This window comes from Bacillus sp. CFBP9009, from assembly GCF_036541465.1.
GTDB lineage: Bacteria > Bacillota > Bacilli > Bacillales > DSM-1321 > Peribacillus.
This window is the reverse complement of sequence record NZ_JAZHFU010000009.1, coordinates 1-26,782: the sequence shown is the minus strand read 5'-3', so window position 1 is coordinate 26,782 and position 26,782 is coordinate 1. Positions and strand designations below refer to the sequence as shown.

The 26,782-nt window shown below is 43.5% G+C and carries 29 protein-coding genes, 21 tRNA genes, 1 rRNA gene and 1 pseudogene; 14 read left to right on the top strand and 38 right to left on the bottom strand.

The window, feature by feature from the left end:
* The first annotated feature begins 157 nt into the window (after positions 1-157).
* Positions 158-301: a Fe3+ hydroxamate ABC transporter substrate-binding protein gene (locus V3595_RS19430; RefSeq protein WP_485908835.1), complete on the top strand. Its 144-nt coding sequence runs from the start codon at positions 158-160 to the stop codon at positions 299-301.
* A gap of 129 nt (positions 302-430) precedes the next feature.
* On the top strand, positions 431-838 hold the full coding sequence (locus tag V3595_RS19425; protein WP_402906577.1) for a VOC family protein: 408 nt from the start codon (positions 431-433) through the stop codon (positions 836-838).
* A gap of 110 nt (positions 839-948) precedes the next feature.
* Here V3595_RS19425 and V3595_RS19420 read toward each other — a convergent pair whose 3' ends face one another.
* The 4 genes and pseudogenes from V3595_RS19420 to V3595_RS19405 form a co-directional block, all read right to left on the bottom strand.
* Positions 949-1,719 carry a sulfite exporter TauE/SafE family protein gene (locus V3595_RS19420; RefSeq protein ID WP_485908833.1) on the bottom strand — a complete coding sequence of 257 codons (771 nt, stop codon included), beginning with the start codon at positions 1,717-1,719 and terminating at the stop codon, positions 949-951.
* A 42-nt stretch (positions 1,720-1,761) separates the two neighbouring features.
* Positions 1,762-2,213, bottom strand: a pseudogene (locus tag V3595_RS19415) (2-thiouracil desulfurase family protein).
* A 340-nt stretch (positions 2,214-2,553) separates the two neighbouring features.
* On the bottom strand, positions 2,554-2,796 hold the full coding sequence (locus V3595_RS19410; protein ID WP_101225571.1) for a DUF2584 domain-containing protein: 243 nt from the start codon (positions 2,794-2,796) through the stop codon (positions 2,554-2,556).
* A 48-nt stretch (positions 2,797-2,844) separates the two neighbouring features.
* Positions 2,845-3,672 carry an alpha/beta hydrolase family protein gene (locus V3595_RS19405; protein ID WP_413243402.1) on the bottom strand — a complete coding sequence of 276 codons (828 nt, stop codon included), beginning with the start codon at positions 3,670-3,672 and terminating at the stop codon, positions 2,845-2,847.
* Positions 3,673-3,768: 96 nt separating this feature from the next.
* On the opposite strand from V3595_RS19405, the gene V3595_RS19400 reads away from it, so the two are divergent.
* The 4 genes from V3595_RS19400 to V3595_RS19385 all read left to right on the top strand — a co-directional run bounded on the left by V3595_RS19400 (position 3,769) and on the right by V3595_RS19385 (position 6,652).
* Positions 3,769-4,770 carry an ABC transporter substrate-binding protein gene (locus V3595_RS19400; protein WP_402906582.1) on the top strand — a complete coding sequence of 334 codons (1,002 nt, stop codon included), beginning with the start codon at positions 3,769-3,771 and terminating at the stop codon, positions 4,768-4,770.
* 27 nt (positions 4,771-4,797) lie between these two features.
* Positions 4,798-5,568, top strand: a complete 771-nt coding sequence (locus tag V3595_RS19395) for an ABC transporter ATP-binding protein (protein ID WP_137019594.1) — start codon at positions 4,798-4,800, stop codon at positions 5,566-5,568.
* Positions 5,558-6,349, top strand: coding sequence for an ABC transporter permease (locus V3595_RS19390; RefSeq protein WP_230160637.1), 792 nt, complete (start codon positions 5,558-5,560; stop codon positions 6,347-6,349). Before V3595_RS19395 ends, V3595_RS19390 begins: the two co-directional genes overlap by 11 nt.
* A gap of 123 nt (positions 6,350-6,472) precedes the next feature.
* The gene (locus V3595_RS19385; RefSeq protein ID WP_485908831.1) at positions 6,473-6,652 is read left to right on the top strand and encodes a hypothetical protein; all 180 of its coding nucleotides are present in this window, start codon (positions 6,473-6,475) and stop codon (positions 6,650-6,652) included.
* On the opposite strand, the gene ytkD is transcribed toward V3595_RS19385, so the two are convergent.
* The gene (gene ytkD / locus V3595_RS19380; protein WP_485908829.1) at positions 6,614-7,084 is read right to left on the bottom strand and encodes an RNA deprotection pyrophosphohydrolase; all 471 of its coding nucleotides are present in this window, start codon (positions 7,082-7,084) and stop codon (positions 6,614-6,616) included. The two genes, V3595_RS19385 and ytkD, sit on opposite strands and share 39 nt — an antisense overlap.
* A 109-nt stretch (positions 7,085-7,193) precedes the next feature.
* Entirely contained in the window at positions 7,194-7,535 is a 342-nt protein-coding gene (locus V3595_RS19375) for a hydrolase (RefSeq protein WP_485908827.1), read from the bottom strand.
* Positions 7,536-7,767: 232 nt separating this feature from the next.
* On the opposite strand from V3595_RS19375, the gene V3595_RS19370 reads away from it, so the two are divergent.
* Complete coding sequence (locus V3595_RS19370) at positions 7,768-8,034, top strand: DUF6154 family protein (RefSeq protein ID WP_402906592.1); 267 nt, start codon at positions 7,768-7,770, stop codon at positions 8,032-8,034.
* Positions 8,035-8,130: 96 nt separating this feature from the next.
* On the opposite strand, the gene V3595_RS19365 is transcribed toward V3595_RS19370, so the two are convergent.
* Positions 8,131-8,571 (bottom strand): Dps family protein, encoded by a 441-nt coding sequence (locus V3595_RS19365; protein WP_352926065.1) that lies wholly within the window; start codon positions 8,569-8,571, stop codon positions 8,131-8,133.
* 124 nt (positions 8,572-8,695) lie between these two features.
* On the opposite strand from V3595_RS19365, the gene ytzI reads away from it, so the two are divergent.
* A complete protein-coding gene (gene ytzI / locus V3595_RS19360) occupies positions 8,696-8,851 on the top strand; it encodes a YtzI protein (RefSeq protein ID WP_485908824.1) in 156 nt (51 codons plus the stop codon).
* A gap of 38 nt (positions 8,852-8,889) precedes the next feature.
* Here ytzI and V3595_RS19355 read toward each other — a convergent pair whose 3' ends face one another.
* A complete protein-coding gene (locus tag V3595_RS19355; RefSeq protein ID WP_485908822.1) occupies positions 8,890-9,363 on the bottom strand; it encodes an S-ribosylhomocysteine lyase in 474 nt (157 codons plus the stop codon).
* A 209-nt stretch (positions 9,364-9,572) separates the two neighbouring features.
* Here V3595_RS19355 and yidD point away from each other — a divergent pair, with 209 nt between their 5' ends.
* A complete protein-coding gene (yidD, locus tag V3595_RS19350; protein ID WP_485909014.1) occupies positions 9,573-9,794 on the top strand; it encodes a membrane protein insertion efficiency factor YidD in 222 nt (73 codons plus the stop codon).
* A 120-nt stretch (positions 9,795-9,914) separates the two neighbouring features.
* Positions 9,915-10,895, top strand: coding sequence for a metal ABC transporter solute-binding protein, Zn/Mn family (locus V3595_RS19345; protein WP_485908820.1), 981 nt, complete (start codon positions 9,915-9,917; stop codon positions 10,893-10,895).
* 52 nt (positions 10,896-10,947) lie between these two features.
* On the opposite strand, the gene V3595_RS19340 is transcribed toward V3595_RS19345, so the two are convergent.
* Positions 10,948-12,012, bottom strand: coding sequence for a DctP family TRAP transporter solute-binding subunit (locus V3595_RS19340; protein ID WP_485908818.1), 1,065 nt, complete (start codon positions 12,010-12,012; stop codon positions 10,948-10,950).
* Between the two features lie 140 nt (positions 12,013-12,152).
* Between V3595_RS19340 and V3595_RS19335 the strand changes: the two genes are divergently transcribed.
* On the top strand, positions 12,153-13,763 hold the full coding sequence (locus V3595_RS19335) for an ATP-binding protein (protein WP_485908816.1): 1,611 nt from the start codon (positions 12,153-12,155) through the stop codon (positions 13,761-13,763).
* On the top strand, positions 13,756-14,451 hold the full coding sequence (locus V3595_RS19330) for a response regulator (protein ID WP_137019604.1): 696 nt from the start codon (positions 13,756-13,758) through the stop codon (positions 14,449-14,451). The genes V3595_RS19335 and V3595_RS19330 overlap by 8 nt, the downstream gene beginning before the upstream one ends.
* Positions 14,452-14,498: 47 nt before the next feature.
* Here V3595_RS19330 and V3595_RS19325 read toward each other — a convergent pair whose 3' ends face one another.
* From V3595_RS19325 to V3595_RS19295, 7 genes are all read right to left on the bottom strand, one after another.
* Positions 14,499-14,648: a hypothetical protein gene (locus tag V3595_RS19325; protein WP_185151124.1), complete on the bottom strand. Its 150-nt coding sequence runs from the start codon at positions 14,646-14,648 to the stop codon at positions 14,499-14,501.
* Positions 14,649-15,096: 448 nt separating this feature from the next.
* Positions 15,097-16,200, bottom strand: a complete 1,104-nt coding sequence (menC, locus tag V3595_RS19320) for an o-succinylbenzoate synthase (protein WP_485908814.1) — start codon at positions 16,198-16,200, stop codon at positions 15,097-15,099.
* The gene (locus V3595_RS19315) at positions 16,197-17,678 is read right to left on the bottom strand and encodes an o-succinylbenzoate--CoA ligase (protein ID WP_485908812.1); all 1,482 of its coding nucleotides are present in this window, start codon (positions 17,676-17,678) and stop codon (positions 16,197-16,199) included. Before V3595_RS19315 ends, menC begins: the two co-directional genes overlap by 4 nt.
* A gap of 86 nt (positions 17,679-17,764) precedes the next feature.
* Entirely contained in the window at positions 17,765-18,577 is an 813-nt protein-coding gene (menB, locus tag V3595_RS19310; protein WP_370029151.1) for a 1,4-dihydroxy-2-naphthoyl-CoA synthase, read from the bottom strand.
* 7 nt (positions 18,578-18,584) lie between these two features.
* Positions 18,585-19,406 carry a 2-succinyl-6-hydroxy-2,4-cyclohexadiene-1-carboxylate synthase gene (menH, locus tag V3595_RS19305; RefSeq protein WP_485908810.1) on the bottom strand — a complete coding sequence of 274 codons (822 nt, stop codon included), beginning with the start codon at positions 19,404-19,406 and terminating at the stop codon, positions 18,585-18,587.
* Positions 19,403-21,154, bottom strand: a complete 1,752-nt coding sequence (menD, locus tag V3595_RS19300) for a 2-succinyl-5-enolpyruvyl-6-hydroxy-3-cyclohexene-1-carboxylic-acid synthase (protein WP_485908808.1) — start codon at positions 21,152-21,154, stop codon at positions 19,403-19,405. The genes menH and menD overlap by 4 nt, the downstream gene beginning before the upstream one ends.
* A complete protein-coding gene (locus V3595_RS19295; RefSeq protein WP_485908806.1) occupies positions 21,147-22,556 on the bottom strand; it encodes an isochorismate synthase in 1,410 nt (469 codons plus the stop codon). The genes menD and V3595_RS19295 overlap by 8 nt, the downstream gene beginning before the upstream one ends.
* 299 nt (positions 22,557-22,855) lie before the next feature.
* Between V3595_RS19295 and V3595_RS19290 the strand changes: the two genes are divergently transcribed.
* Together V3595_RS19290 and V3595_RS19285 are read left to right on the top strand one after the other, a co-directional pair.
* Complete coding sequence (locus V3595_RS19290) at positions 22,856-23,776, top strand: 1,4-dihydroxy-2-naphthoate polyprenyltransferase (RefSeq protein ID WP_485908804.1); 921 nt, start codon at positions 22,856-22,858, stop codon at positions 23,774-23,776.
* A 146-nt stretch (positions 23,777-23,922) separates the two neighbouring features.
* Positions 23,923-24,672 (top strand): TraR/DksA C4-type zinc finger protein, encoded by a 750-nt coding sequence (locus V3595_RS19285; protein ID WP_485908802.1) that lies wholly within the window; start codon positions 23,923-23,925, stop codon positions 24,670-24,672.
* Between the two features lie 41 nt (positions 24,673-24,713).
* Here the strand turns inward: V3595_RS19285 and V3595_RS19280 are convergent.
* From V3595_RS19280 to rrf, 22 genes are all read right to left on the bottom strand, one after another.
* A tRNA-Glu gene (locus tag V3595_RS19280) sits at positions 24,714-24,785 on the bottom strand.
* Positions 24,786-24,788: 3 nt separating this feature from the next.
* Positions 24,789-24,879: transfer RNA gene (locus V3595_RS19275), tRNA-Ser, on the bottom strand.
* Between the two features lies 1 nt (position 24,880).
* Positions 24,881-24,955: transfer RNA gene (locus V3595_RS19270), tRNA-Asn, on the bottom strand.
* A 12-nt stretch (positions 24,956-24,967) separates the two neighbouring features.
* A tRNA-Ile gene (locus tag V3595_RS19265) sits at positions 24,968-25,044 on the bottom strand.
* Positions 25,045-25,049: 5 nt separating this feature from the next.
* A tRNA-Gly gene (locus V3595_RS19260) sits at positions 25,050-25,123 on the bottom strand.
* 4 nt (positions 25,124-25,127) lie between these two features.
* Positions 25,128-25,203 (bottom strand) — tRNA-His (locus tag V3595_RS19255).
* 16 nt (positions 25,204-25,219) lie between these two features.
* A tRNA-Phe gene (locus V3595_RS19250) sits at positions 25,220-25,295 on the bottom strand.
* Positions 25,296-25,318: 23 nt separating this feature from the next.
* Positions 25,319-25,394, bottom strand: a tRNA-Asp gene (locus V3595_RS19245).
* A 6-nt stretch (positions 25,395-25,400) separates the two neighbouring features.
* Positions 25,401-25,474 (bottom strand) — tRNA-Met (locus tag V3595_RS19240).
* A gap of 103 nt (positions 25,475-25,577) precedes the next feature.
* Positions 25,578-25,670 (bottom strand) — tRNA-Ser (locus V3595_RS19235).
* Positions 25,671-25,691: 21 nt separating this feature from the next.
* Positions 25,692-25,768: transfer RNA gene (locus tag V3595_RS19230), tRNA-Ile, on the bottom strand.
* 10 nt (positions 25,769-25,778) lie between these two features.
* Positions 25,779-25,855, bottom strand: a tRNA-Met gene (locus V3595_RS19225).
* 28 nt (positions 25,856-25,883) lie between these two features.
* Positions 25,884-25,959 (bottom strand) — tRNA-Ala (locus V3595_RS19220).
* A gap of 17 nt (positions 25,960-25,976) precedes the next feature.
* Positions 25,977-26,053, bottom strand: a tRNA-Pro gene (locus tag V3595_RS19215).
* 11 nt (positions 26,054-26,064) lie between these two features.
* Positions 26,065-26,141 (bottom strand) — tRNA-Arg (locus V3595_RS19210).
* Positions 26,142-26,150: 9 nt separating this feature from the next.
* A tRNA-Leu gene (locus tag V3595_RS19205) sits at positions 26,151-26,239 on the bottom strand.
* Between the two features lie 12 nt (positions 26,240-26,251).
* Positions 26,252-26,326, bottom strand: a tRNA-Gly gene (locus V3595_RS19200).
* Between the two features lie 8 nt (positions 26,327-26,334).
* A tRNA-Leu gene (locus V3595_RS19195) sits at positions 26,335-26,416 on the bottom strand.
* A gap of 8 nt (positions 26,417-26,424) precedes the next feature.
* Positions 26,425-26,500: transfer RNA gene (locus V3595_RS19190), tRNA-Lys, on the bottom strand.
* A gap of 20 nt (positions 26,501-26,520) precedes the next feature.
* Positions 26,521-26,596 (bottom strand) — tRNA-Thr (locus V3595_RS19185).
* Between the two features lie 10 nt (positions 26,597-26,606).
* Positions 26,607-26,682: transfer RNA gene (locus V3595_RS19180), tRNA-Val, on the bottom strand.
* 11 nt (positions 26,683-26,693) lie between these two features.
* A 5S ribosomal RNA gene (rrf, locus tag V3595_RS19175) occupies positions 26,694-26,782 on the bottom strand; the annotation flags it as partial.

Here is a 26,782-nt window from a genome sequence, read left to right as displayed (position 1 = left end):
AAGGTGAATTCGCGCCAGATTTAAGCAAAGAGTACCTAACTAATACTAATTTGAATTTGAAAATGTTAAATACATATGTGATAGCTTGGGTAGATCAAAGTTTCATTGAAGTCAATCACATTAGATTGGAAACTTTACATTGCTTGGAGGTGTTTAAATGTTCGGGAAAGAAATTAAGGGGGACGAAGTCGTTCTTGTGAAAATACGTTATCCGAAGCGTAAAGGGATGACTGAAATAAAAGCATATTTAAAAAATGAAGGAAGTTTCATCTGCGAAGCTTGTTTTCATAAGAAAATTTGATTTTAATTTTTTGGATGGGGAAATGAACATGATTCACAATCGAAAATGCAGCTAAGCCCTCATGAATATAAAGGAGGATAAGATCTCCCTGTCGAATTGATAGCCATGACACGAAACAGGAGGATTAGTATGAAGAATCAAGTTACCCCCTATTTAATCTTCGATGGCCAAGCAAAAGACGCATTAGCCTTTTATGCAGAGGTATTTCAAGCAGAGATTACCGATATGCAAACCTACGGGGAAGCTGATTTCCCAACACCTGAAGAAGCGAATGAACTTGTTCTGCATGCCAAAATCAAAAAAGGCGATATGTTGATTATGGTATCCGATACGTTTCCAGGCAATCCCTTTGAAGCCGGGAATAATGTGGCGTTGGTCCTCGAATGTGAAAGCGACTCGGAAATCAAGCATTTATATGAGGTTATGTGTGAACAAGGATTATCCTTAATGGAACTGCAAGATACCTTTTGGGGAGCTAAGTATGGTAAGGTCAAGGATAAATTTGGCATTCACTGGGACTTGAATTTCACAAAATGAATGTAAAAATGGCCGAAAATACGATTTGTATCCCCGGCCATTTTTAATAGGAAACCACCCATCAAAACACATGAAAATAATTAAGGATATTTTTAATAGGAAACCACCCATCAAAACACATGAAAATAATTAAGGATATTTTTCCCAATCAATAAAATCGTGACGCAAATGAATAATATACGTACATAGGAAGCACCTTTTTTAATTGCGAAGTTCGTTCCTACCAGTGCTCCTGCGACCATTGCAAGACCCATCGGAATTCCATAGGTAAAATTAACGGTCCCCATAGATAAGAAAATGATAAGTGCGGCAATATTGCTTCCAAAATTCAATATTCTTGCATTCCCGGCAGCCTGGACAAAATCAAACCCAATGATCAAAAATGAAAATAATAAAAATGAACCTGTGCCTGGTCCAAGAAAACCATCATAAAAACCAATCGCAAATATTATGACTATCAAAAGAATCATTTTCTTCCTTGTCAGCCCTTTATACTTTGCATCTTTACCCCAATCCTTTTTTACCAACGTATAAATCGCGACAACGACCAACAAAATCAAAATGAGGGGCTTCAGTATCTCTGCGGAAACGAAATGTACAACGTATGCTCCTAACGCCGCTCCAATCACGGTAATCGGAAACAGCTTGATGACGAATTTGAAATCCACCTTTCCAGCGCGAATGAATGAAATCGTACTAGTTAAAGATCCCATAGTACCCGCCAGCTTGTTAGTCGCAAGTGCCGCTGAAGGCGAAATCCCCGTGAACAATAAAGCCGGAATGGAAATTAAACCGCCCCCGCCCACGACGGAATCAATGAATGCGGCAATAAAACCCGCAAGTACTAAAAATAGCAATGTATAGAGATTGATATCCTCCATGTATTCCCCTTCTTTCAAAAGCACCATCTAAAATGCCATTACTCATTTTTCATATAACCCTTCCTCTGAAATGACAGTGAATCCATGCCGCCTAAGCAAAGCCGCGGTCACTCCATTCCCGACCTTTTTCTCCCCCTTGAATTTCCCATTATAAATCGTGGCACTTCCACAGGATGGACTATTTTCTTTTAAAACGACTAACGTCGCCCCTACCTCCTGGGCTTTCAATAACGTAAGATTGGCTCCCTTTATGTACAATTCCGTTACATCCCTGCCGACTTTTCAATGATCTTCGCTTTTCCATCAAGGACATCCCCACCTTCACCGCCAACTATCTCAGCAGGCTCCCTCGGTGTTGAAAAACCGCCAAGCAACTCTGGACAAACCGCTATAGCCTTTTTCTCCCTCATTAATTCCATAATTCCATCATCCAGGCTATGTGTACCATTGTATCTTACCTCAAGACCCGCTAAACAAGCACTCACCAAAATCATCAAATCCCCCCACCTCATGCGCTTTCCACCATTTTACCACGTAGGTTGGATTATTGGTGCAGAGGTCGAATTATGGATGTGTACGGTCGAATTATGAGCGTTTACGGTCGAATTTGTTGATGCGTGGGTCGAATTATAAGCGTTTACGGTTGAATTGTTGGTGCGTGGGTTGAATTATGGGCGTTTACGGTCGAATTTGTTAGTGCGGAGTCGAATTATGGGCTTTTACGGTCGAATTGTTGGTGTACAGCCCTAATTTTTCGCACATCTGGTCGAATTCTGCCACACAATCAAAAAAAGCGCTTGCAGCGAAGACGATTCCCGGCAAGCGCTTGTCTATTTAGTTAGTTGAGTTCAGTGATAGTAGTTGGTACGTAATGATGGTCTTTTCACTGGTCCATTCAATTTTTTGGATAACGGCTGTTCCGCTTGAGTCAGATTGAATGGTTTTGCGGACATCGATTGGAATATCGATAGGGTATAACCTGTATCCAGCTTTCGACAGCCGAAAAATGTTTTCTTCTTCACGGGTTTCGTTCCCTTTTGTAACGATCATGGTATTTAGCTCCATAGGCATGCCCATGTGTATCTCCTCCTTGCCACTATACTTAGTATATACTTCATTCTATCATTATTCGGTTTTACTTTTCATCCAAGATGTTAAATCTTCGACTACTTTTCTGTTCACGGCCGGTGGGAAGTAATGTGTGAATTGAGGGAAATACCAGCTTTCGACCTCTTTGTCATGCATTTTCAACCTTTTTTCCAACCGGTACGCGTGTTCAATGGCGACATTGTCATCTTTTTCACCATGAATGATCAGTACGGGTACATTCAAATCTTCAATCGCAAACAATGGCGTACGGTATTCATATTGATCGGGGCATTTTTTAGGTGTACCGCCGATGACCCGCTTCATCATCCGCCGCATATCGACACGTTCGACATATGTTAAAAACATATCCGACACTCCACCCCATGTGACGATCGACGCTGCATTCCTGCAGTAAATCCCCGTCCAAAGCGCCATGATGCCCCCACGGGAAAATCCAAGGATATGAATGTGATCCTTATTCACTCGGGGATGCTGTTCAAGAAGATTGAATCCTGATATCGCATCGAATCTATCTTCGCCTCCAAAATCCTCATCTCCCTCTCCGCCTTGATTCCCACGGTAAAAAGGGGCAAAAACGATGAAACCTTCTACGGCATATTGCACGATCCTAGCGGGCCTCACCTTGCCGACATTTTTAATACCGCCGCGTAAATATAAGAAGGCATCATGTATTTCGCCATCAACAGGTTCAGCCAGCAAACCCTTTACCTTCAGGCCTTGTGATATGTACGTAACTGAATAAAGATGGATTCGTGGATGCGGTGATGGAAACCGCCGTTTTGAAATAATCGTTCCGTTCTCCAATTTCCACTCTCCTTTCTCTTTAATCTTATTGTAAAACATCCGCTTGTTTTTATCCCCTGCGAGGCATTCACATTTTTTTCTTCCGTTCATACGATAATGTAGGCAAAATACCTATATATCAAGGAGGAAGGAATTTTGAAAAAATGGTGTAAAGCAGGTGTCGTATTTTTACTTCTGTGCATGCTGGTGATCCCGCTTGGAGCATGCGGCAACAAGGAACAGGAAACAACGAAGGTCAGGGTTGCCGAAGTAACCCGCTCCCTTTTCTATACACCTCAATATGTAGCGATTGAAAAAGGATTTTTTAAAGATGAGGGTCTCAGCATTGATTTGAAAACGACGGCAGGCGGCGACAAGACGATGACCACGCTTCTGTCCGATGGGGCGGATATTGCTCTCGTTGGCTCTGAAACATCGATTTACGTTCAGGCACAAGGTTCGAACGACCCCGTCATTAACTTCGCTCAATTAACACAGACGGATGGAACGTTTCTTGTTTCACGTGAAAAAATTGACAACTTCAATTGGGATATGCTGAAAAACTCTACATTCCTAGGCCAGCGAAAAGGCGGGATGCCGCAAATGGCCGGCGAGTTCGTATTGAAAAAACATAACATAGATCCGAAAAAAGATTTGAACCTCATCCAGAACATTGATTTTGCGAATGTCGCAACTGCCTTCGCTTCCGGAACCGGCGATTTTGTTCAACTGTTCGAACCAACGGCCAGTGTGTTTGAAAAAGAAGGAAAAGGCTATATCGTCGCTTCTTTCGGCACCGAGTCCGGGCATCTTCCCTATACAGTTTATATGGCTAAGGAAAGCTATTTGAAAGAAGACAAAGAGACTGTCGAAAAATTCACGAGGGCATTGAAAAAAGCACAGGATTGGGTTCAGGAAAATGATGCTGCCGAAATTGCCGAAGTCATTCAGCCGTATTTTGAAGATACCAATATCGAAACGATGGAAACAGTTATCAACCGCTACAAAGAACAAGGTTCCTTTGCCACCGACCCCATTCTTGATGAAGAAGAATGGAACAATCTGCAAAACATCATGGATGAAGCAGGCGAGCTGCCTTCACGTATAAGCCATGAAGAGCTGGTCAATACAGATTTTGCTGAAGAAGTCACAAAATAGCATAGCAAAAGGTAAGGAGGATGTCCGATGAGCTTTTTAAAAATCCAAGACATTCACCATACTTATTTTTCAAATCAGACGGCAGCGACCGCACTAGCGGACATTTCCCTCGACATTGAAAAAGGTGAATTCGTCTCTTTTCTAGGTCCGAGCGGCTGCGGAAAAACCACCCTGCTTTCCATCATCGCCGGGCTATTTCCGCCCACTGCAGGAAAGATCCTGCTCGAAAACAAACCGCTGAAAGCCAACAGTGACCTTTCAATCGGCTATATGCTGCAGCAGGATTATCTATTTCCATGGAAGACGATTGAAGAAAATATTTTATTAGGATTGAAACTGATTAAAAAAGATGAAGGCCTTGAGAGAATAAAAACGCTGAAACTTTTAAGTGACGTTGGATTGGGAGGCACCGGAAAATTATATCCGCGCGAACTCTCGGGAGGCATGAGGCAAAGGGCTGCACTGGCACGGACACTGGCGGTCGACCCAAAAATCCTTTTGCTTGATGAACCGTTTTCGGCTCTTGATTACCAAACGAAGTTGAAGCTGGAAGACCTTGTTTTTGAAACCCTGAAATCCTTCGGAAAGACAGCTGTGCTCGTCACCCATGATATCGGTGAAGCAATTGCTATGAGTGACCGCATCTATCTGTTTTCCGCGAACCCGGGAAGCGTGCACAAAACCTTCAAGGTGCCCGATGAACTGCGGGAACTCACGCCTTTCCATGCACGCAACCATCCACAGTATCCGACGCTATTCCAAACGATCTGGAAGGAGCTTGAGAGCCTTGAATATTGAACAGCTTCATAACCAATATAAAACCTCATTAAAAAAAGAAAACAGGCTCATTCGCTTTTATCAGATCCTGATTTTCATCGTTTTTTTCAGCAGTTGGGAACTTTTATCCAGAATGGAAGTGATCGATCCGCTCATCTTCAGCTCCCCAACTAAAGTGTGGCATCTTTTCATACAGAAATTGGGTGATGGAACACTTCTATCCCATTCCGGAGTGACCCTATTCGAGACCGTTCTCGGCTTTATCATAGGGACACTGCTTGGAACAATCCTGGCATCCCTGCTATGGTGGTCGCCAAGATTATCCAAAACACTTGACCCCTATCTCGTCATTTTAAATGCCATGCCGAAAGTGGCACTCGGCCCCATCATCATCGTAGCATTCGGCCCTGGCTTTCCATCCATCATCTCGATGGGGGCGATCATCTCCATCATCATCACCACCATCGTCGTCTACACCGCATTTCGCGAAGTGGACCCGAACTACCTGAAGGTGCTCCAAACTTTTGGCGCCACAAGAACACAAGCTTTTCGGGAAGCCATATTACCCGCCTCCTTCCCAACGATCATCTCAACATTGAAAGTGAATGTCGGCCTCTCCTGGGTCGGCGTCATCGTAGGGGAATTCCTTGTTTCAGCCAAAGGACTCGGCTACCTAATCATTTATGGCTTTCAAGTCTTCAACTTCACCCTCGTAATGCTTGCCTTAATGATCATTGCCGTATTTGCCACAATCATGTATCAACTAGTAGAACTGCTCGAGAGAAAATTAATCAAAGACTAACCAAAACTGCCGATAAACCTCGGCAGTTTTTCATTCATGCTTGAGGTGAAAAATGAATTTAGTTGAGTTTCGGATGTTTACTTGTGAGATTCGCGTTTTACTCGTGAATTTCGGCCATTACTCGTGAATACCGGCAGTTTACTCGTGAGTTTCACCCATTTACTCGTGAATTTCGGCCATTTACTCGTGAGTTTCAGTGTTTTACTCGTGAATTCTGGCCATTTACTCGTGAGTTTCAGTGTTTTACTCGTGAGTTCCGGGGATTCAATCGTTTCTCAGCAAAGTGCCTTCATCCAATCTTGATAAGCTCAACGGTACAATTTCATCTTTCATGATGAAGCTAAACTCCTCACCGAGTACATCCGGCAATGCTTCCAAAAAGACCGGGCCATCCGTTTCCAGGTAATTTTGTTTCTTTTCTACCCCACGCAATGCAGCATAGTATATCGATTTAACAAATGGCTTGACTGGATGATGTACCTTATATTGTCCCAAAAATTGCAGCTGGCCCACCAAGCCTCCTGTTTCTTCATACACTTCACGTATGGCTGTTTCTTCAATCGATTCACCTGCTTCCCGTTTACCACCAGGGAACTCCAATCCCCGTTCTCTGTGTTTGGTCAATACCCACCTGCCCTTATATCTGCTAAGCACAAAAACATGCCAAGACTCTCCAAAGACAGGATTCTCGGAGAATTCGACCTTATATCCGTTCTTATCAAGAAAACGTTTCATTTTTCCCCTTCTCTCCGTATAAGAAATAATGCAATGCCCCTTCATTCATTATATGGGTAAAAAAAAACACTATCCAGCAAGAATCCATCAAAAAAACGATGGATCCTCATTATTCGAGGCCATCGTCTGTTGGTTTTGCCTGTAAAATCCCCATGCTTTCTATATGCCGTCTTCCTTCTTCAGTACCCAGGGCATAAATCATCTCGTAAATTTTTTGGAGAGTGATATCCTGTTTATCATTTTCACGGTCAAAATGATATTGAAGGTATGGGACATGTGCCCGGTAAAAATTTTCTTCCCCTACTGAATAATTATAATCAAATAATTCACGTAATTGGATGATTTCATTATCTGTCGCCTCGATCTCGAAATTCCATGGAGAACTTTCCCTATCTTGTGTTATCTGCCCATTTGGAATCCAAATGTAATATTTTTTCCTGTTTTCAGACACATCCATCCACCCTTTCCATATATCCTACGCTTATTTTTCACGTATTTCCCTACTTCATACAATGGAAAATTTTGTTTACAGAAGAACAAAGATGTTAAATAATAGATTAAAGTATCTTTCAAAGGGTAAAACATATAATAAGCCCAAGCATCCCTTAAGATTTTTATATGCACCCAGAGGTTTTTTTGATAACCTACATATAAAGAGATAACGGATTTCTAATAAATGTGAGGTGAAAGTTTTGAAGTTAATTGAAGAATTATACAATATGTACCGTGATAAGATGACTGGTGATGAAGAAGATATTGATATGCTTACTTTTGCGGTTTTGGAACAGCTTGACCGCAAGGAAATTTTCGAATTGCTTCAAGAGATGGATGATCAAGAACTAACCAATTTAATGGGCCTTTACATTATTGAAACGTTAAAAGGGAAGTTCGCTCAAAATAGTATGAACGACACGAAACCTACACATTTTCCGCCTAGGAATATTCATTAATACATACCTTGTCAGGTGTCCCTCTTTTGATGGATGCCTTTTTTATTGTTTTACCCATAAAAAAAAGCCCTACCGAAGCAGGGCTTTTCCTATATCTTAATGTCCTAAATAGGCACGCAGCATCCAAGCATGTTTGTTTAAGCTTTTCTTCATGCCTGTCAGCATATCAGCCGTAACCGGATCTTCTTCTTCGGCAACTTCGATGATTTCCAGGAACTCTTCGGAAAGCTTCTCAAAATCACTGATGACGCTTTGAACCATATCTTCTGTATTTTCATTACCTGTCGCTTCTTCGATCGTCGTTAATTCCAGGTACTCTTTAAGGGTAGCAACCGGCTTTTCACCAATGGCCAATAGTCTTTCAGCCAATTCGTCATAGTTGGATGTCACTTCTTTATATAATTCTTCCAGCTTTTGGTGAAGTTCAAAGAAGTGCGGTCCATTCACGAACCAGTGGTAATTATGAATTTTCGTATAAAGAACACTGAAGTTTGCAATTTCCTTATTCACTAAAGTTCCTAATTTTTTCTGAGCCATAAATATCTACCTCCGTAAGTTGGTTATACCTTTATAATTCCCTCTATTCGAAAATTGAAACATTATCTGACTCTGTTCTTATGCTAAAATGAATCTAAATTGTGAACGTTAGGAGCTGTAAAGTATGATTACGGTTTTAGTTATCTCAATTATTGTGATTCTGATTGTATTGGCATTATCGGTCCTAACAATCGGAAAAGGTTACAGCTACAAGCATACAGTGGATCCCGTCGAACCTTTGCCCGAGGATGAGGAAAAAAAAGAAGAACCCGAAAAATAAAAAAAGTTCCTGTCACAAATAGACAGGAACTTTTTTTATTAACCAAAAACTTTATGAAGATCTTCTTTATCTTGTGCAAGCCAGAAATTCATCAATTTCTTAGCTCCTTCAAGATCATGCAATTTTGCTTGGCCGCATTGTTTTTCGTTTGCAGCAGGAATTTCGGTAATTGTAACGGCATCCTTGAATGTATCTTCAAGAACATCGATGATTTCGGTCACTGTCGGCTCGCCGCTTACCACAAGGTAATATCCTGTTTGACATCCCATTGGAGAAATGTCGATGATATCAAAGTGATCGTAGCACTCGGAATGCTTACGGATATTGAATGCAAGCAAGTGTTCCAGGGTATGGATCGTATCCGGCTTCATCGCTTGTTTATTCGGCTGGCAAAAACGGATATCAAATTTATTAACAACACCGTCTGTTCCTACCTTATGGACACCGCAATGTCTAACATATGGGGCTTTAACAGCGTTATGATCTAATTCAAAGCTTTCAACTGAAGGCATTTAATTCACTCCTTAATTGTATGTCATCTCTATTTTACCTTGAATAACAATATATTTCATCCTTTAAAATTAATTCTCATTATATCAATCGGATTACCAATATGCTTATTCCTTTTTTACCCTTATTGGAAATTTAGAAAATATGCTATAATTGAGGATAGTCAAATTACTCGAAAAGAGATGAAAGCATCGTGTTGAAAAAAATATTAATGGGAATCATCCGTTTTTACCAAGTTGCTCTTTCCCCATTAAAACCGCCCACCTGCCGTTTTTATCCAACTTGTTCCCATTATGGTTTGGAAGCGATCAATCGTTTCGGACCGATAAAAGGAAGCTGGCTTGCACTCATCCGGATTCTTAAATGTCATCCATTTCATCCAGGAGGCATTGATCTAGTTCCTGAAATAAAGAAAAAAAGTGAGGACCATTAGAAAAAACCCTTGCTTTCTTTTGCAATCTTTTGTATCATACAGAAGTCAAATCGTAATCATTTCGTTTTTACCCATAAAATTCAAATCGTAATCAATACGAATTATAAAGGAGCATTTCATATGAAAATTCGAGCATTGCTCTCGCTTTTCCTTGTTACTGCGGTATTTCTGTCAGCCTGCGGCAACTCGAAGGGAGAATCGAGTAAAGAAGAAACCAAGGATGCCTTGGATATATATACGACGGTTTACCCTTTACAATACTTCACTGAGGCCATTGGCGGGGAGTACGTAAACGTCGAGACGGTTTATCCTCCCGGAACGGATGAACACTCATTCGAACCCTCTCAAAAAGATATTGTAAAAATGGCTGAGTCAGACCTGTTTTTCTATATTGGCTATAATCTTGAAGGCTTTGTAACCAAGGCTGAACCAATTCTAAGCAAAGAAGGCGTCAGAACAATGGCGGTGGGCGAAACGGTTCACCTTGATGAAGATGAAGATGAGCATGCACACGAAGAGGAACATGCTCATGAAGATGAAGACGAACATGCTCATGAAGAAGACGGTCATGACCATGGGGGCGTTAATCCGCATTTGTGGTTAGATCCCATCTATTCCATTGACATGGCTAAAACCATCAAGGATGAATTAACGAAAAAAATGCCGGAACAGGAAGAATATTTCAACCGCCAATTCAATGAGCTTTCCGAAAAGCTTGAGGCACTTGATGAAAAATTTGCGACGACGATCGAATCGGGCCGTACCAATAAGGTCATCGTTTCCCATTCTGCATATGGTTATTGGGAGGAACGCTACGGATTGGAACAAATTGGCGTCACAGGACTAACGTCATCAAACGAACCTTCTCAAAAGGAACTGGGGAAAATCGTAACCATGGCTGAAGAAGAAGACTTGAACTACGTCATCTTTGAACAGAATATCAGTTCTAAACTAACTGAGATCATCCAAAAGGAAATGGGAGCGAAATCACTTGAGCTCCATAACCTTTCAGTGTTGACGGATAAAGATATCGAAGCCAGCGAAGATTACTTCAGTTTAATGGAAAAGAACATCAAGACACTGCAAACTGCATTGCAATAGAAAAAAGGAGCAGGCCCTTTGGGTCCGCTCCTTTTTTGTCCCCATCATTTAGTTATTCCTTTAAATGCTTCTCACGGATCTTTTCCATTTTCGTCATCAATTCGGTTCCAATCGTTGGTTCGAATTCCGGATAGATGACAGTCATCTCATCCATCCATTCTTTCTTTTCTTCATCTGACAGTGTATAGATGTCGATATTCGATTTTTGCTGGATTTCCCGAAGCTGTTCCTGATTCAATTCATTTGATTTGATCCATAGCCATTTCGTTGTATCATCCATTGCCCTTTGGATTTGCTGCTGAATATCCAACGGGAGTTTGTTCCAAAACTGCTTGTTTATCATGACGACATACCCTAAATAGCCATGATCACTGATCGTTAAATAATTTTGCACCTCATATATTTTCTTGGAATAAATATTCGAAATCGTATTTTCCTGGCTGTCCGTTTCTTTAATTTCAAGGCTTTTATATGTTTCATTAAACTGAAGCTCAGCAGTTGTCGCCCCAAAATGCTTGAATTGAGTTTCCAGTACTGCACTTGGCATGATTCTAAAATTCTTTCCTGCAAAATCACTTGGATGCCGTATCGGTTTACTGCTTGTAATCTGTTTATAGTTATTCGACCAAAATGCGAGTCCCTCGATATCGATGGTATTCAGCTGCTTTAGCAGCTCTTCCCCCACTTCCCCATTCAACGCTTCCTGCAAGGCAGCGTCCGTCGGAAAGACGTAAGGGAGGTCCAATAGCATCCATTTCTTTGATATGCTCGTAATTTTAGATGTAGTCGGTGCAATCATCTGTACCTTGTTTTCTTGTAATGCTTCGATTTCTTCATGATCACTATATAATGATTGATTAGGATAAACTTCAATTTTGACACGATGATCAGTATATTCATCGACAAGTTGGGCAAATCGGTTAGCAGCAAGACCTTTAGGTGTATTTTCGGCAACGACATGACTGAACTTAATCACGATTTGATCCTTCATCCCGACCTGCTCCTCATCCTTCGGCAAATTGAAACCAAAGCTTGTAAAGAACGATTGAAACGATATATATACGGCTATCAACAGCCCCAAGCCAATTAATAAGAAGTACCCCCATAATGCACGCATTCCGACAACTCCTCACCGCTCACTTCCCATTATCACTATTCTATCACAGCTTTTTGCTGTCGTAATACAATGCGCGAAAAATAGCGAAAAGTGATAGAAATTCTGTTACTATAAAGTATAGAAGTAATGGAGGAAAAACAATGGATAAATCCTTTCATATGCCCATTCAAATTAAAATCACCCTGCTATCATTCGTAATCGTCGCTTTTTCGATACTAATTGGCGGGATTTTTATATTCGGAAATATCGTTTCAGTCAGGGAAGATGAAATCGGCAAACGATCCATGATCACTGCCCATACCATTGCCGAACTCCCTGAAGTACAAAATTTGGTCCGTGAGCCCGAAGGATGGACACAGCTCAATCCGATTATTGAAAACTTAAGGAAAATCCATCAAGCAGATTATATAGTTGTGCTCAACAATCAGCATATACGTTATTCCCATCCGGTGTTCAGCCAATTGGGGACCCCTTCGGAAAGCAGTGATGAAAGCGCTGCTTTCGCTGAGCACGAGTATCTTTCAAAGGCGGCTGGTGAACTTGGCATTTCGGTCCGCGCCTTTGTCCCGATCCTTGATAAAGATAGAGAGCAAATCGGCGTCGTACTGGTTGGGAATATCTTGCCTACCATACCGGAATTAATCAAGGACCTGAAAGGCGAAATCGCGATTATCCTGGTCCTTACACTTCTATTCGGGGTATGCGGCTCATGGCTCATGGCAAAAAGGATAAAAAAAGAGACCTTCCAACTTGAACCCCATGAAATTTCACGGATGTTGGTTGAAAGGACAGCTGCTTTCAATGCCATGCATGAAGGGGTCATCGCCATAGATAATAATCAGACTATCACGATTTTCAATGAAAAGGCTAAGCGAATTTTCAATATCAACGGTGCGGTCATAGGCAAGAATATCAATGATATTATACACGATACCCGTCTCCCGGAAGTGCTTGACCGGACATCTCCCATCTTTAATCAGGAAATCTCCGTTCAAAACAGGAATATTGTAAGCAACCGGGTACCGATAAAGATTGCGGATAAAACGATCGGTGCCGTCGCCATTTTCCAGGATCGCACCGATGTGACGAAGCTAGCTGAAGAGTTGACTAGTGTCAAAGCATTCGTTGAAGCCCTGCGCGTTCAAAACCATGAACATATGAACAAACTTCATACGATAGCAGGATTGATCCAGCTAGGCAATCTTGACGAAGCGCTGCATTACATTTTTCAGATTACGGAAGAACAAGAGGAATTGACCAGGTTTTTAACGAAGCACATTCACGATGATAATTTAGTGGGGCTGATATTAAGTAAGATCTCCTTGGGTAGGGAACTCGGAATCGAGCTCATCATGGACAAGCACACGAAATTGAACCGCTTCCCCGCTGATTTGGATCATCACGATTTTGTTTTGATAATCGGAAACCTGATCGAAAACTCATTTGCAGCGCTAAAGCATTGTTCAGAGGAAACAAAACAGGTTTATCTATCCATCTACCAGGATGAAAGTCATTGTCAAATTGTGCTTGAGGATAATGGACCCGGCATTCCAGAGGACATTCATAAAGATATATTCGAGTATGGTTTTACAACAAAAGGTGCTGAAGGATCAGGAATTGGTCTTTATCTAATAGACCAAATTGTAAAAAAAGCGAACGGCGAAATGAAATTCACGACACGCCCTGACGAAGGAACAAGCTTTTTTCTTTCTTTTCCGATGCACGATATAGAGGAGAACCAAAATGACTAACGAAATTCGTGTACTTTTAATTGAAGATGACCCAATGGTCCAAGAGGTAAACAAACAGTTCATCGAGCGCCTGCCTGCCTTTAAAGTCGTTGATACAGCTTCAAATGGGCTTGAAGGTCTGGAAAAAATCAGGCAGTCTAAACCCGACCTTGTCATTTTGGACATCTTCATGCCATCTTTAAACGGGGTTGATACACTTTATCAAATCAGAAAAGAGCAAATGGATGTGGATGTCATCATCATTTCAGCGGCAAATGATCAGAAAACGATTCGAAAAATGATACAGAACGGGGCTTTTGACTATTTAATCAAGCCATTTAAATTCGATAGGCTCAAACATACGCTGGAGCAATACTTTGCTTTTCGGATGGAGGTTGAACCTGACCATCAAATTTCTCAAAATCAGCTCGACCGAATCCTCTTTCAAAATAAAACACATTCTGTAGCGAGTCCGAAATATGATGTTCCCAAAGGATTGAATGGCGCGACTCTTGAGCAAGTGACGAAGTTCATAAAGACCCAGCCTGGGTCACTATCTGCAGAAGAAGTGGCTGATGGGATTGGAATCGCCAGAGTTACAGCAAGGCGCTATCTTGAATACTTGCATGGCGAAGAAGTCCTTCAGCTTGACGTACAATATGGCAGCATAGGCCGTCCAGTCAATAGGTACCGGCTTAAAAAACCTTAAAACGCATGGGGACCGGCGTGAAATGGTTCCCTTTTTACTTTTATTCTTTACGCACCTGTCTTCCGGTCATATAGGCCCCACTTTCTCTTCAAAAGAAACAGCTCGCACTCCTCCAAAGCCGTCACTTCTTTTATGACATAGTCCGGCATGCCCCTTCTTAGTAGAATCTCCGCAATAAGGTACGGTTTTTTCTTCATACACTCTCCCCTCCCTTTCCCTTGGTTGCTATTCTTTTAATTTCATTATACAAAATAATCCAATAAAGAAAAAATAGACAAAGCCCCATTTTCCGAAAAAAATTATGATCTTTCCGGCCAGTTAAAAAAGTTCCTGGTTGATTTCAGTCATTCGTTCCCTTTCCGCCGACTGTCCGCCAAGCCTATCAAATCAAGCATCTAGCGTCATCTTGGCTAGCCAGTTATTCGGCAGAATTATCGCAAATTTCTGAAATTTAGTAAGAGTTTTAACAGGAAAAACAATGAACTGATTTGTTAGTATCCTATTAAAATCATTTTCAAAAAGGGTGGGGTTTCCGTCCAAGAAAATACTAATTGGGCGAGGTACATAGGCAGGGGGAGTGAGAGGAGTTAAAGGATTATCAATATTTGATCAAAAGAGGTGGGCAATGCACCTCCTTTGATGTTTTCACTTGTACAACTTACTATATGTAGTCAATTCCTTTAGCCGCTTTTCATTGATGGCAAAACCGATTCCAGCTTTATCGGGAACTTGGATCATGCCGTTTTCGACAAGTACTTCAGGATATATTATATCTTCATCCCAATAACGGGATGAAGATGATATATCCCCGGGAATCGTGAATCCTTTTAATGTGGCAAGAGCGATATTATGTGCACGTGAAATGCCAAATTCAATCATACCGCCGCACCAAACTGGCACATCATTTCCCAGGCATAGATCATGGATTCTTACAGCTTCCATCCAGCCGCCGACTTTAGCCATCTTAATGGTGATCACCCCACAGCTCTGGAGCGACAGCGCACTTTTGGCATCATGAAATGAATTTATACTTTCATCAAGGCAAATGGGTGTCTGCAGCTGTTTCTGCAAAAATGAATGTTCCACAATGTCGTCATGTCCCAGCGGCTGTTCAATCATCATCAGCTTAAACACATCAAGCTTCTGAAGGTGTGTGATGTCATCAAGAGTGTACGCTGAATTGGCATCTGCCATGAGCGGGATATGAGGATAGGCCCGACGGATTTCCGCTAAAAACTCCAGATCATTTTGAGGATTGATTTTTATTTTATAACGCTGATAACCAGATTCGGAAAAATCCTCGATCTGGCGCATCGCATCTTCAATATCATTGGATGCAACGACTACACCAGCGGCCACTTCACTTCGTTCGCCGCCAAACAGCCGTCCGAGGTAGACTCCTTTCTGCTTTGCATATAAATCGAGGATTGCCTGCTCTAAAGCTGACTTCGCCATCGCATTCCGCCGGATTCCGCTCCATAAGTTCGGCAGCTCATCAGGATGCTTGATCTGACTGGCCAATGTCAACGGGATTAAGAAGTCATCCAAAATATGAAAGCATGTTTTGATCGTTTCCTCGGTATACCAAGGACTTGTAAAAGGGACAGCTTCACCGTATCCAATCAACCCATCCTTATCCATGGCTTCGACAATTATCACTTCCCGATCGCTTACCGTTTCGAGATGCGTCTTGAATGGCCGTTTTAAAGGGGCCTTAATGATCTTTAGGGAAATGGAGGATAACTTCATTGCCCTTCCCCCATTTCCTTCTTCAGTTCCCGTCTCAGAAGCTTGCTTGCGCCATTACGGGGAAGCTCCTTACAAAAAATCACGTTCCGGGGAATCTTATAGGATGCTAAATATCCCCTGCAATATTCCAGCAGTTCGCTCTCATCAAGCTCTGCACCTTGATGCAAGACGACAAAAGCAAGTGGGACCTGTCCCCACTTTTCATCGTCAGTCCCCGTCACTCCCGCTTCGAAAACATCAGGATGCATACTGAGGACGTTTTCAATCTCGGCCGGATAGACATTTTCACCGCCGGAGATGATTAAATCCGAACGTCGGTCAAGCACATATAAAAAGCCTTCCTCATCAAGATAACCAAGATCCCCGGTATAAAGCCATCCATCGGTAATCGCCTGCTGTGTAGCGTCCATCCGATTAAAATAACCTTTCGTGACATTCGGACCTGAAACCACGATTTCACCCACTGCACCCAGTTCACACATAGTGCCGTCTTTCTCTATCCGTAACTGCGAAGGAAACAAAGGCTTCCCAGCTGATCCGATTTTTGACATGCTATATTCCGGTGCCAGCGTCACAATCTGTGAAGACGTTTCGGTCATCCCATATGATTGATAGACGGGAATCCCTTTCTCCTTACAGGCTTCAAGTAAATGGACGGGTGCAGGGCCGCCGCCCAACAGGAAACAGCGAAAGGTTTTTGGATAGCTTGTTCCCTTCAAATCCTGAACCATCCTATTCAGCATCGCCGTCACGACCGAAATGATCGTCACGCCATTTTCCTGAATGCTCCGGTTCGCTTCCCGTTCATCGAATCGTTCCGCCAAAACGACTTTCATGCCATAAATCACATTTTTCATCAGAATGGATAAACCGCTAATATGAAAGATCGGAACCGCACAATACCAAGAATCCTCCTCATGCAATCCAAGGTTCAGAACCGACCCTACTGCACTCCACCAATGGTTGCCGAATGTTTGGATCACACCCTTTGGATTTCCTGTCGTACCTGATGTATACATGATCGTAGCGGTATCCTCAAGGTAAAACTCTTGAAGTATCTCTGCCGTGCCTTCATCCGGCAATTCTTCCATTAAATGAAGGTTCAATTCCGGGAGAATCTCACCAATATCAGAAAGTTTGTCGGAGAAGGCACCTTCTGAAACCAAATAGGCAGTCCCACTATCCTCAATCTGCCAGGACAGCTCTTTTGCCGTTAACTTATTATTCAGCATCACAATCTTCACACCGAGATAAAATAGTGCATGGATTACGACAACACCATCAATATGATTACGGAGCAAAACCGCGCATGAATCGCCAGCGCCCAGACCAATGCTTGCAAGCTTACCAGCCATCTTCTCCGATAATGTATGCAGTTCAAGAAAGCTATACGTATTACCTTCAAACTCTATTGCCGGGCGATCTGGTGAAAGATGCGCCCGATTTTTCAGCCAGTTTGGCAACTTTTCTTCTGCCATTGCTGCTTACCCTCTTCCATTTTGATATAGAAAACAGCCCGGCGGTTATCCGCCAAGCTGTCAGTCTCATCGATTCACGCGTTTCATTAAGGGAAACGAGGGAATTGCCCAAAGTCCGGAGTGCGCTTTTCTTTGAATGCATCGCGGCCTTCTTTTGCTTCTTCTGTTGTATAGTATAAAAGTGTAGCGTCACCAGCCAATTGTTGAAGACCTGCAAGGCCATCCGTATCAGCGTTCATTGCCGCTTTCAAGAAACGAAGTGCAGTAGGGCTCTTCTCAAGCATTTCTTCACACCATTTAACCGTTTCCGCTTCTAATTGGTCTAATGGTACGACTGTGTTGACCAATCCCATATCCAATGCTTCCTGTGCATTGTATTGACGGCATAGGTACCAGATTTCACGCGCCTTTTTATGACCCACGATACGTGCAAGGTAGCCAGAACCATAACCAGCATCAAAGCTTCCTACATTCGGTCCAGTTTGTCCGAAAATTGCATTGTCAGCAGCAATCGTCAAGTCACATACCACGTTCAAGACATTACCGCCACCAATTGCATATCCTGCAACCATGGCTACGACTGGTTTTGGAATTACGCGAATCAAACGTTGCAAATCAAGAACATTTAGACGCGGAATGTTATCTTCACCCACATATCCGCCATTTCCGCGTACTTTTTGGTCTCCGCCTGAACAGAATGCTTTGCCGCCTACACCTGTTAAAATAATGACACCAATGCTGGAATCATCACGCGCCCTTGCGAATGCATCAATCATTTCAGCAGTCGTTTTTGGCGTGAATGCATTATGTACATGTGGTCGATTGATGGACACTTTCGCAATCCCGTTATATTTTTCATACAAAATTTCATCATACTCACGTATTGTTTCCCATTGAATCGTCACCTTAATTCCTCCTTTTATTTCGCTTTAAAAACTCACTTATTATTTTACCAAACTTTTCTCCAACTTCCACATGAATCGCATGACCCGCATCATTTATTATTTTCCATTCGGCCCGCTTCAGCTTTTTTTTCATCGAGTCCGCAATTCGACAAAACTTCCGGTCAAGCTCACCGGTTACAAGGAGCACAGGGAAATCAAGGGTTTGCAGTTGTTCCCAGTATGAAGCCTGATTGCCGGTCCCCATACCAAGAAGGCTATTGGAAAGGCCGGCAGGATCATTTGCCAACCGCTGCTCCCGAATGGCTGACCTGGTTTTGGCCGACAACCGTTTTTGACTTTCAAACAGAGGGATGTTTTCCCATTGATCCACAAACGCTTCCATGCCATTTTCAAGAATCCTTTCGGCAAGCTTCCGATCATTTTCCCTTCGGATTTCACGTTCCCCTTCTGTTAAAAGGCCCGGTGAAGCGCTCTCCAATATCAATGTATCAACATACTCAGGAAACAAACAGGCAAATCCCAATCCGAGCCTTCCACCCATCGAGTATCCAAGGATATGGGCTTTCGGGAAATGCAACACATCCAAAATATACTTGATATCCTCAGCGACACGCTCGATTTTATACCTTCGATGATCGGCTGGTGACGTAGACATGCCATGACCGATGATGTCGACCATGATTAACATATACCTGTCACTCAGTAGCGGAATGAGGAATTTCCATGTATCCCGATTTCCCGTAAATCCATGTAAAAGTACAAGAGGATCTCCATTTCCCGTTATTTCAACAGCATAATTGACATCCTTGCTGACAATATTCATGATATTTCCCTGTCTAACACCATTTTTATTTCCTGGGAAACAAAGCTCCACAAATTTCGATGCTTTTGTAAATTGGACTCTCTTTCTGTCGGAACTTCAATGATTTTGAGTCCTTGAATTTCGAATGACTCTGTAAATACCTTCTCTAACTCATCCCAATTTTGCACCTTGTTGTATTTACCGCCATAAAGCTCGGCAGTATGGGAAAAATCAAGCCCATGAGGCGTTCCGAATAGCGTTTCGAAATGTTCCCTCTCATTCGCCTGCGGCAAGAAGGAGAAAATGCCGCCGCCATCATTATTAACCAGCAATATCGTGATATTTTGTTTTTGAAGTTTTGCTGCAAGCAAGCCATTCATATCATGGAAAAAGCTTAAATCCCCGATTGCCAGCACTGTATTATTTGATACCGTGCTTACGCCAAGCGCAGTGGAAACGACACCATCGATGCCATTCGCCCCGCGATTTGCAATGGTTTTGATTCCTTTTCCATTATTCAAAAAGAAAGTATCCAAATCACGTATGGGCATACTATTCCCGACAAACAACGTCGATTCCAATGGCATCATATCAGCAAGCAGGGCGAACAGCTTGCCTTCGCTTAACTCCGCTTCATCCCTGACGGAGGCTAAGGCATCCTTCGTCGCTCCGTTGACGGTTTGCCATAAGCGAAGCCATTCATCATCAGGGGAGGAAGAAATACTTTCAGCAATTCGCAGACAAAAATCTTTCTCTTCGCTGTAAATCATATTCGTTGCCAATCCGGCTGGTTCGCGCCAGCCTGCTCCGCCATCGACGACCAAAGTTATTGCCTGTTTTTGTTTTTTCATGAATAACAATAACGGTTTAGAAACAGGCATTGCCCCGAATCGCAAGATCACTTCCGGCCTGAAAGCCGCTTTTGCCGTTTCATCGCGTAGAAACGTATCGTAAGAATCAATAATTACGGCTTTGTCATGACTTCCGCTCCTTAACTGTGAAAGGGGATCAGCCAGTACTGGAAAAGCAAGTTTTTCCGCTAATGCGACGATGGCTTCCTTCATCTCTGGATGAGGTAATTCGCCACATACAATCATACCTTGCTTAGCTTGTGACAATGTAGTTGCAACAGCTCCTATTTGTGATGATGACAGTGACAGTTCTCCACTGTCAATCAACACTGCAGGCGTCATTTTATTTTGCCTGCACTCCTTTGCGTGCTCCAGGTCCGGAATCAATGGTTCTCGAAGCGGGAAATTCAAATGTACAGGCCCTGCAGGCTCAGCTGCAGCTGTTGCCACTGCCCTTGCACCGACCGTTCTGGCATACCGCATCATCCCATCCGTGCTTTCAGGAAGTGCCATTTCGACAAACCATTTTACATGTCTCCCGTAAAGGTGTATCTGATCGATCGCCTGCGGGGCTCCGACATCACGCAATTCATGCGGGCGGTCAGCGGTAAGTACAATAAGCGGCACTCTTGAATAGAAAGCCTCAATGACGGCTGGGTAATAGTTTGCAGCGGCTGTACCTGACGTACAAAGAAGTCCGACAGGTTCTTTTAGGGCCTTAGCCAAACCAAGGGCAAAAAAAGCAGCCGAACGCTCATCCACATTAATATGAATTTCGATATCAGGATGTTCCACCAGCAACAAAGCAAGGGGTGTGGATCGTGAACCAGGGCTCACCACCACATGCTTCACCTCATTTTGTGCCAGCTCATCGACAAATGAAGCAGCATACGCTGTCAATGCATCTCGGTCATTCATTAAGATTTCCTCCTAAAGCACTTAACATCGGATTGAATTTAATCCCCGTTTCCCGGTATTCACTTTCGGGAGTCGAATCTTCCACTACTCCGCATCCGGCAAAGAGTGATGCCTCATTGTTCTGTATTAGTGCAGAACGTATCCCTACAGCGAATTCCCCGTTTCCATACGTATCCACCCAGCCTAAAGGACCCGCATAAAAGCCACGTTCCAGACCTTCCATTTCCCGAATTCGGACAACCGCCTTTTCTTTGGGAAGTCCGCCCATAGCAGGTGTTGGGTGGAGATTCTCGACAAATTCAAAAATCGTGACACCTTCCTTTGATATACCGCGGACCGGTGTGTACAAATGCTGGATATGACGGTTTTTCATAAGTGTCGGTCCGGCCGGGACCATCACCTTTTCGCATACTGAATCAAAGGCATTGGATATCATCGACACGACATATTGATGCTCTTGTAAATTCTTTTGGTCATGAAGCAATTCTTCACCAAGACAAACATCTTCCTGCTCATCTTTCCCTCGTCCCATCGATCCAGCAAGACAGGTAGAAAAAACTTCATTTCCCTGTTTCTTAATCAAACGTTCAGGGGTGGCACCGACAAAACAGTCTCCACCAGCTTCCAAACTGAAAATATAACTCAATGGCTGCTCAGCAATCAATTGTTCAAGTACTTTCCCTGAATCGATGGAACGTTCAAAACCAAGTCGAAGCTCCCTTGCCAAAACGATTTTGTCGAGATCTGTCGTCTTGATTTCCTGAACAGCCTCTGCGACCGTCCGCTTCCATTCCTCAGGTTCGACTTCCCTCTGCATAACCAGGGAATTTGCACCCAATCCATTGCCATCCAAGCTTTCGAAAAGGAAAGCTTCCCGTTCATTTATCATATCTATGAAGAGTTTTTCTGAATCATCAGGCGAACAAAGTAAGTTTGTCGTTAAGTAAGCTTGTTTCCCCACTATTGACAGCATGAAGGCAGGTATATAAAAAAGGTTGTCCCCGAACTGATTCCAAAGGAGCGTACTGTCAGTTTCATAATCAAAAGAAAAGCCCCCAAACAGTAAAGGACCTGTCGCTTCTATATCGGTCACTCCTGTTTTGACAGCATTATTCTGCAGTTTGATCCAGCTCTTTTCGACTTCTCTATAACGTTCGGCATTCGATGCCGCTTTGAGTTTCTTAACATTGCCTAAACCGGTGATGGTTATTTCCTTTGCAGGGTCCTCCCAGAAAAAGCGTTCACCCGCGTACCGTTCTCTTCCAGCTTGATAAAATGAAAGGGGGTTGTTGCATTTAATCTTCTTAATATGACTGAATAGAACTTGATCATTCAAGTCCTTCGCCTTTTGTATAGCTGAAGCCAGTCCCTGAAACTGTTCAGTTTCCTCTGAGATAGCCAAAAAAATCCCCCCAAATGTACATTTTAAAAGCTTTTTAACCTATTTAAAGATACACCTCCCTTGAACCTCATGTCAATAAAACGCCCCTTTACCGAACGATTCTTTCCTGTTCTTTTCCTTATTATATGAATCTTAGCGAATGTAGAGAAATACCCTGGATTTTGGAAATGGATCATCCAGGAATTCCAATTATCACCCTTACCCACTTTTCCTGCATTTATTAGGATAACCTTTTGTGCAACATTTCAATATTTGTTATAATTTCGAGAGAACCAATAATGATTTTGAGGAGAGAAATAATGCAAACAGAATACGACGGACTTCCCCTTAAACGGACCTGGAAGATTTGGTGGGAGTTAATTCGTCCACATACACTAACCGCAGCTTTTGTCCCAGTCTTACTTGGAACTGTGATTGCACTTTTGGAAGATGGAGTGAATTGGTTACTATTCGCTGCCATGATGATTGCCAGTATCCTGATTCAAGCTGCTACCAATTTATTCAATGAATACTATGATTTCAAGAGAGGCTTGGATACGGAGGAATCCGTAGGCATCGGCGGCGGGATCGTCCGTCATGGGATGACCCCCAAACTAATCATGAGCTTGGCCCTTGGCATGTATGCCATCGCCTTGATAATTGGGATCTATATCTGTGCCGCATCATCTTGGTGGCTTGCTGCAGTAGGACTGGTTTGCATGCTTGTCGGCTATCTTTATACAGGCGGTCCCCTTCCCATTTCATATACACCATTCGGGGAACTTTTTTCTGGATTGTTCATGGGCTTTTTGATAATCCTGATCGCCTTTTTCATTCAAACCGGTGATGTTTCTTCAACAGCCATCTTAATAGCCATTCCAAGCGGGATTTTGGTCGGGCTGATCAACTTATCCAATAACCTACGTGACCATGATGGAGATAAGGCTCATGGGCGCAAAACGATGCCTGTAGTGATGGGCAGGAAAAACGCCCTGACATTCATGGCAATCATGTTCGCCTTCTCTTATTTATGGCTTGTTGGGCTAGTCCTTACCGGAAGCGTAACGGCGTGGATTCTCCTTGCCTTCCTTAGCATACCGAAGGCCATGGCCGCAATCAAAGGTTTCGTAGGCAAAACGCATCCGATCACGATGGTCCCGGCAATGAAAGCCACGGCCCAAACGAACACCTTCTTTGGCTTACTCATGGCCATTGGATTATTCATCAGCTATCTTATCTAATCTCCGAGGACTGAGCTCATCCGCTCAGTCCTTTTTTCTATCTTCCGTTCCATATTGTTTTCCTATACTCCGATTCGGGTAATAGATAATACAACCATCTTACCAATATAAAATGATATTTGGACTTTAGAAGGAGTGAATAGGAGATGGCAACGAAACAGCAAACGCAAAAATTAAAAAAGGAACTGCTTCAAGAAAAAAATGAGTTAAGTAGTAGAATTCAAAATGATGAACAATCCGTTCTGGATAAAAGCCAGACGGAATCCGTAGGGGAATTATCATCCTATGATAATCATCCTGCTGACCTAGGAACCGAATTATACGAGATGGAACGGAATCAAGCACTCGATGAGCATGCACAATCAGAAATGGAGAAAATCGACGAAGCATTGAAAGCAATGGAAGAAGGTTCGTATGGCCATTGTAAAACCTGCAATAGGGAAATCCCCATCGAGAGGCTTGAAGCGATCCCAAGCACCCTCTACTGTGTCGAACATGCCCCGGAACGGTCACTTTCACAAGACCGGCCAGTGGAGGAGGAAATACTGATTCCATCCAAGGGTGATCATTTTGAAAATCGTCATGGAATCGAAATGGTGGATAAAGAAGATAGCTTTGGTGAAGTTGCGAAATTCGGTACATCCGAAACGCCATCTGATTACACCGGCGATCATGACAATTATAATGATCTATATAAAACCGAGGATGAAACGAATGGTTTTCCTGAAGACTATGAAGGATTTGCCGCAAATGATATCGAAGGGAAAAATAGAGTGGATATACCAAACAAAAAGCAAAAGGAATATGAAGATACACTGGAAGAAGCAAATATCGAATCCAATCTAGGAGACATTCCCTTTAAACAAAAAAATAGCTATATCAATGAAAAGAAATGAAAAAAAGAAGCATACATGAATGTATGCTTCCTTTTTTGTTATGACCCGTACGGGATTCGAACCCGTGTTACCGCCGTGAAAGGGCGGTGTCTTAACCGCTTGACCAACGGGCCAACTGGCGGAGAAGGAGGGATTTGAACCCTCGCGCCGCTCGCGCGACCTACACCCTTAGCAGGGGCGCCTCTTCAGCCTCTTGAGTACTTCCCCATGGCTCCGCAGGTAGGACTCGAACCTACGACCGTTCGGTTAACAGCCGAATGCTCTACCACTGAGCTACTGCGGAACAATATGAATATGGTGGGCCTAAATGGACTCGAACCATCGACCTCACGCTTATCAGGCGTGCGCTCTAACCAGCTGAGCTATAGGCCCATATTTGGAGCGGGTGAAGGGAATCGAACCCTCATCATCAGCTTGGAAGGCTGAGGTTTTACCACTAAACTACACCCGCGAAATGGGGCGACTGATGGGAATCGAACCCACGAATGCCTGAACCACAATCAGGTGCGTTAACCACTTCGCCACAACCGCCGTAATATGAAAGATATGGTGGCTCAGGACGGAATCGAACCGCCGACACAAGGATTTTCAGTCCTTTGCTCTACCGACTGAGCTACTGAGCCACATTTGTATTAAATTTTAAAAATGGCGGTCCCGACGGGAATCGAACCCGCGATCTCCTGCGTGACAGGCAGGCATGTTAACCGCTACACCACGGGACCTAATAATTGCGGGGACAGGATTTGAACCTGCGACCTTCGGGTTATGAGCCCGACGAGCTACCGGACTGCTCCACCCCGCGACGGTAATAATGAAACGATTTGCATCAAGTTTTCGTGTATATTGTTCCATCCGCATCCTTTATGTAAGGCTGTTTCAAAACAACTTGCTGCTTTTTGAAAAAATGGAGGAGGTAGAGGGATTCGAACCCCCGCGGGATTTGACTCCCCTGTCGGTTTTCAAGACCGATCCCTTCAGCCGAACTTGGGTATACCTCCACGGCTTTAAAAAAATGAATATGGTGGACCTTGTAGGACTCGAACCTACGACCGGACGGTTATGAGCCGTCTGCTCTAACCAGCTGAGCTAAAGGTCCTTATATTTATTGGTAGCGGCGGAGGGGATCGAACCCCCGACCTCACGGGTATGAACCGTACGCTCTAGCCAGCTGAGCTACACCGCCAATATAATATAAGTATCTGATTGAAAAATGGTGGAGCCTAGCGGGATCGAACCGCTGACCTCCTGCGTGCAAGGCAGGCGCTCTCCCAGCTGAGCTAAGGCCCCATTCATTAAAAATCACGTGGTCGGGAAGACAGGATTCGAACCTGCGACCCCTTGGTCCCAAACCAAGTGCTCTACCAAGCTGAGCTACTTCCCGCAATAAAAACATGGTGCGCCCGGCGGGAGTCGAACCTACAACCTTCTGATTCGTAGTCAGATGCTCTATCCAATTGAGCTACGGGCGCATATTATGATGGTGCCGAGGACCGGAATCGAACCGGTACGGTAGTCACCTACCGCAGGATTTTAAGTCCTGTGCGTCTGCCAGTTCCGCCACCCCGGCACATACGAAAAGTGGAGCGGAAGACGGGATTCGAACCCGCGACCCCAACCTTGGCAAGGTTGTATTCTACCACTGAACTACTTCCGCATGAAAGATGCGGGTGAAGGGACTTGAACCCCCACGCCTTGCGGCGCCAGATCCTAAGTCTGGTGCGTCTGCCAATTCCGCCACACCCGCATATAAAATGGTGAGCCATGAAGGATTCGAACCTTCGACCCTCTGATTAAAAGTCAGATGCTCTACCAACTGAGCTAATGGCTCGTGCTTGTACTATCTTAAAATGGTGCCGGCAAGAGGACTTGAACCCCCAACCTACTGATTACAAGTCAGTTGCTCTACCAGTTGAGCTACACCGGCAGGTGTAAAATGGTGGAGGATGACGGGATCGAACCGCCGACCCTCTGCTTGTAAGGCAGATGCTCTCCCAGCTGAGCTAATCCTCCATATAAAACCTGCTTGGCGACGTCCTACTCTCACAGGGGGAAACCCCCAACTACCATCGGCGCTGAAGAGCTTAACTGCCGTGTTCGGAATGGGAACGGG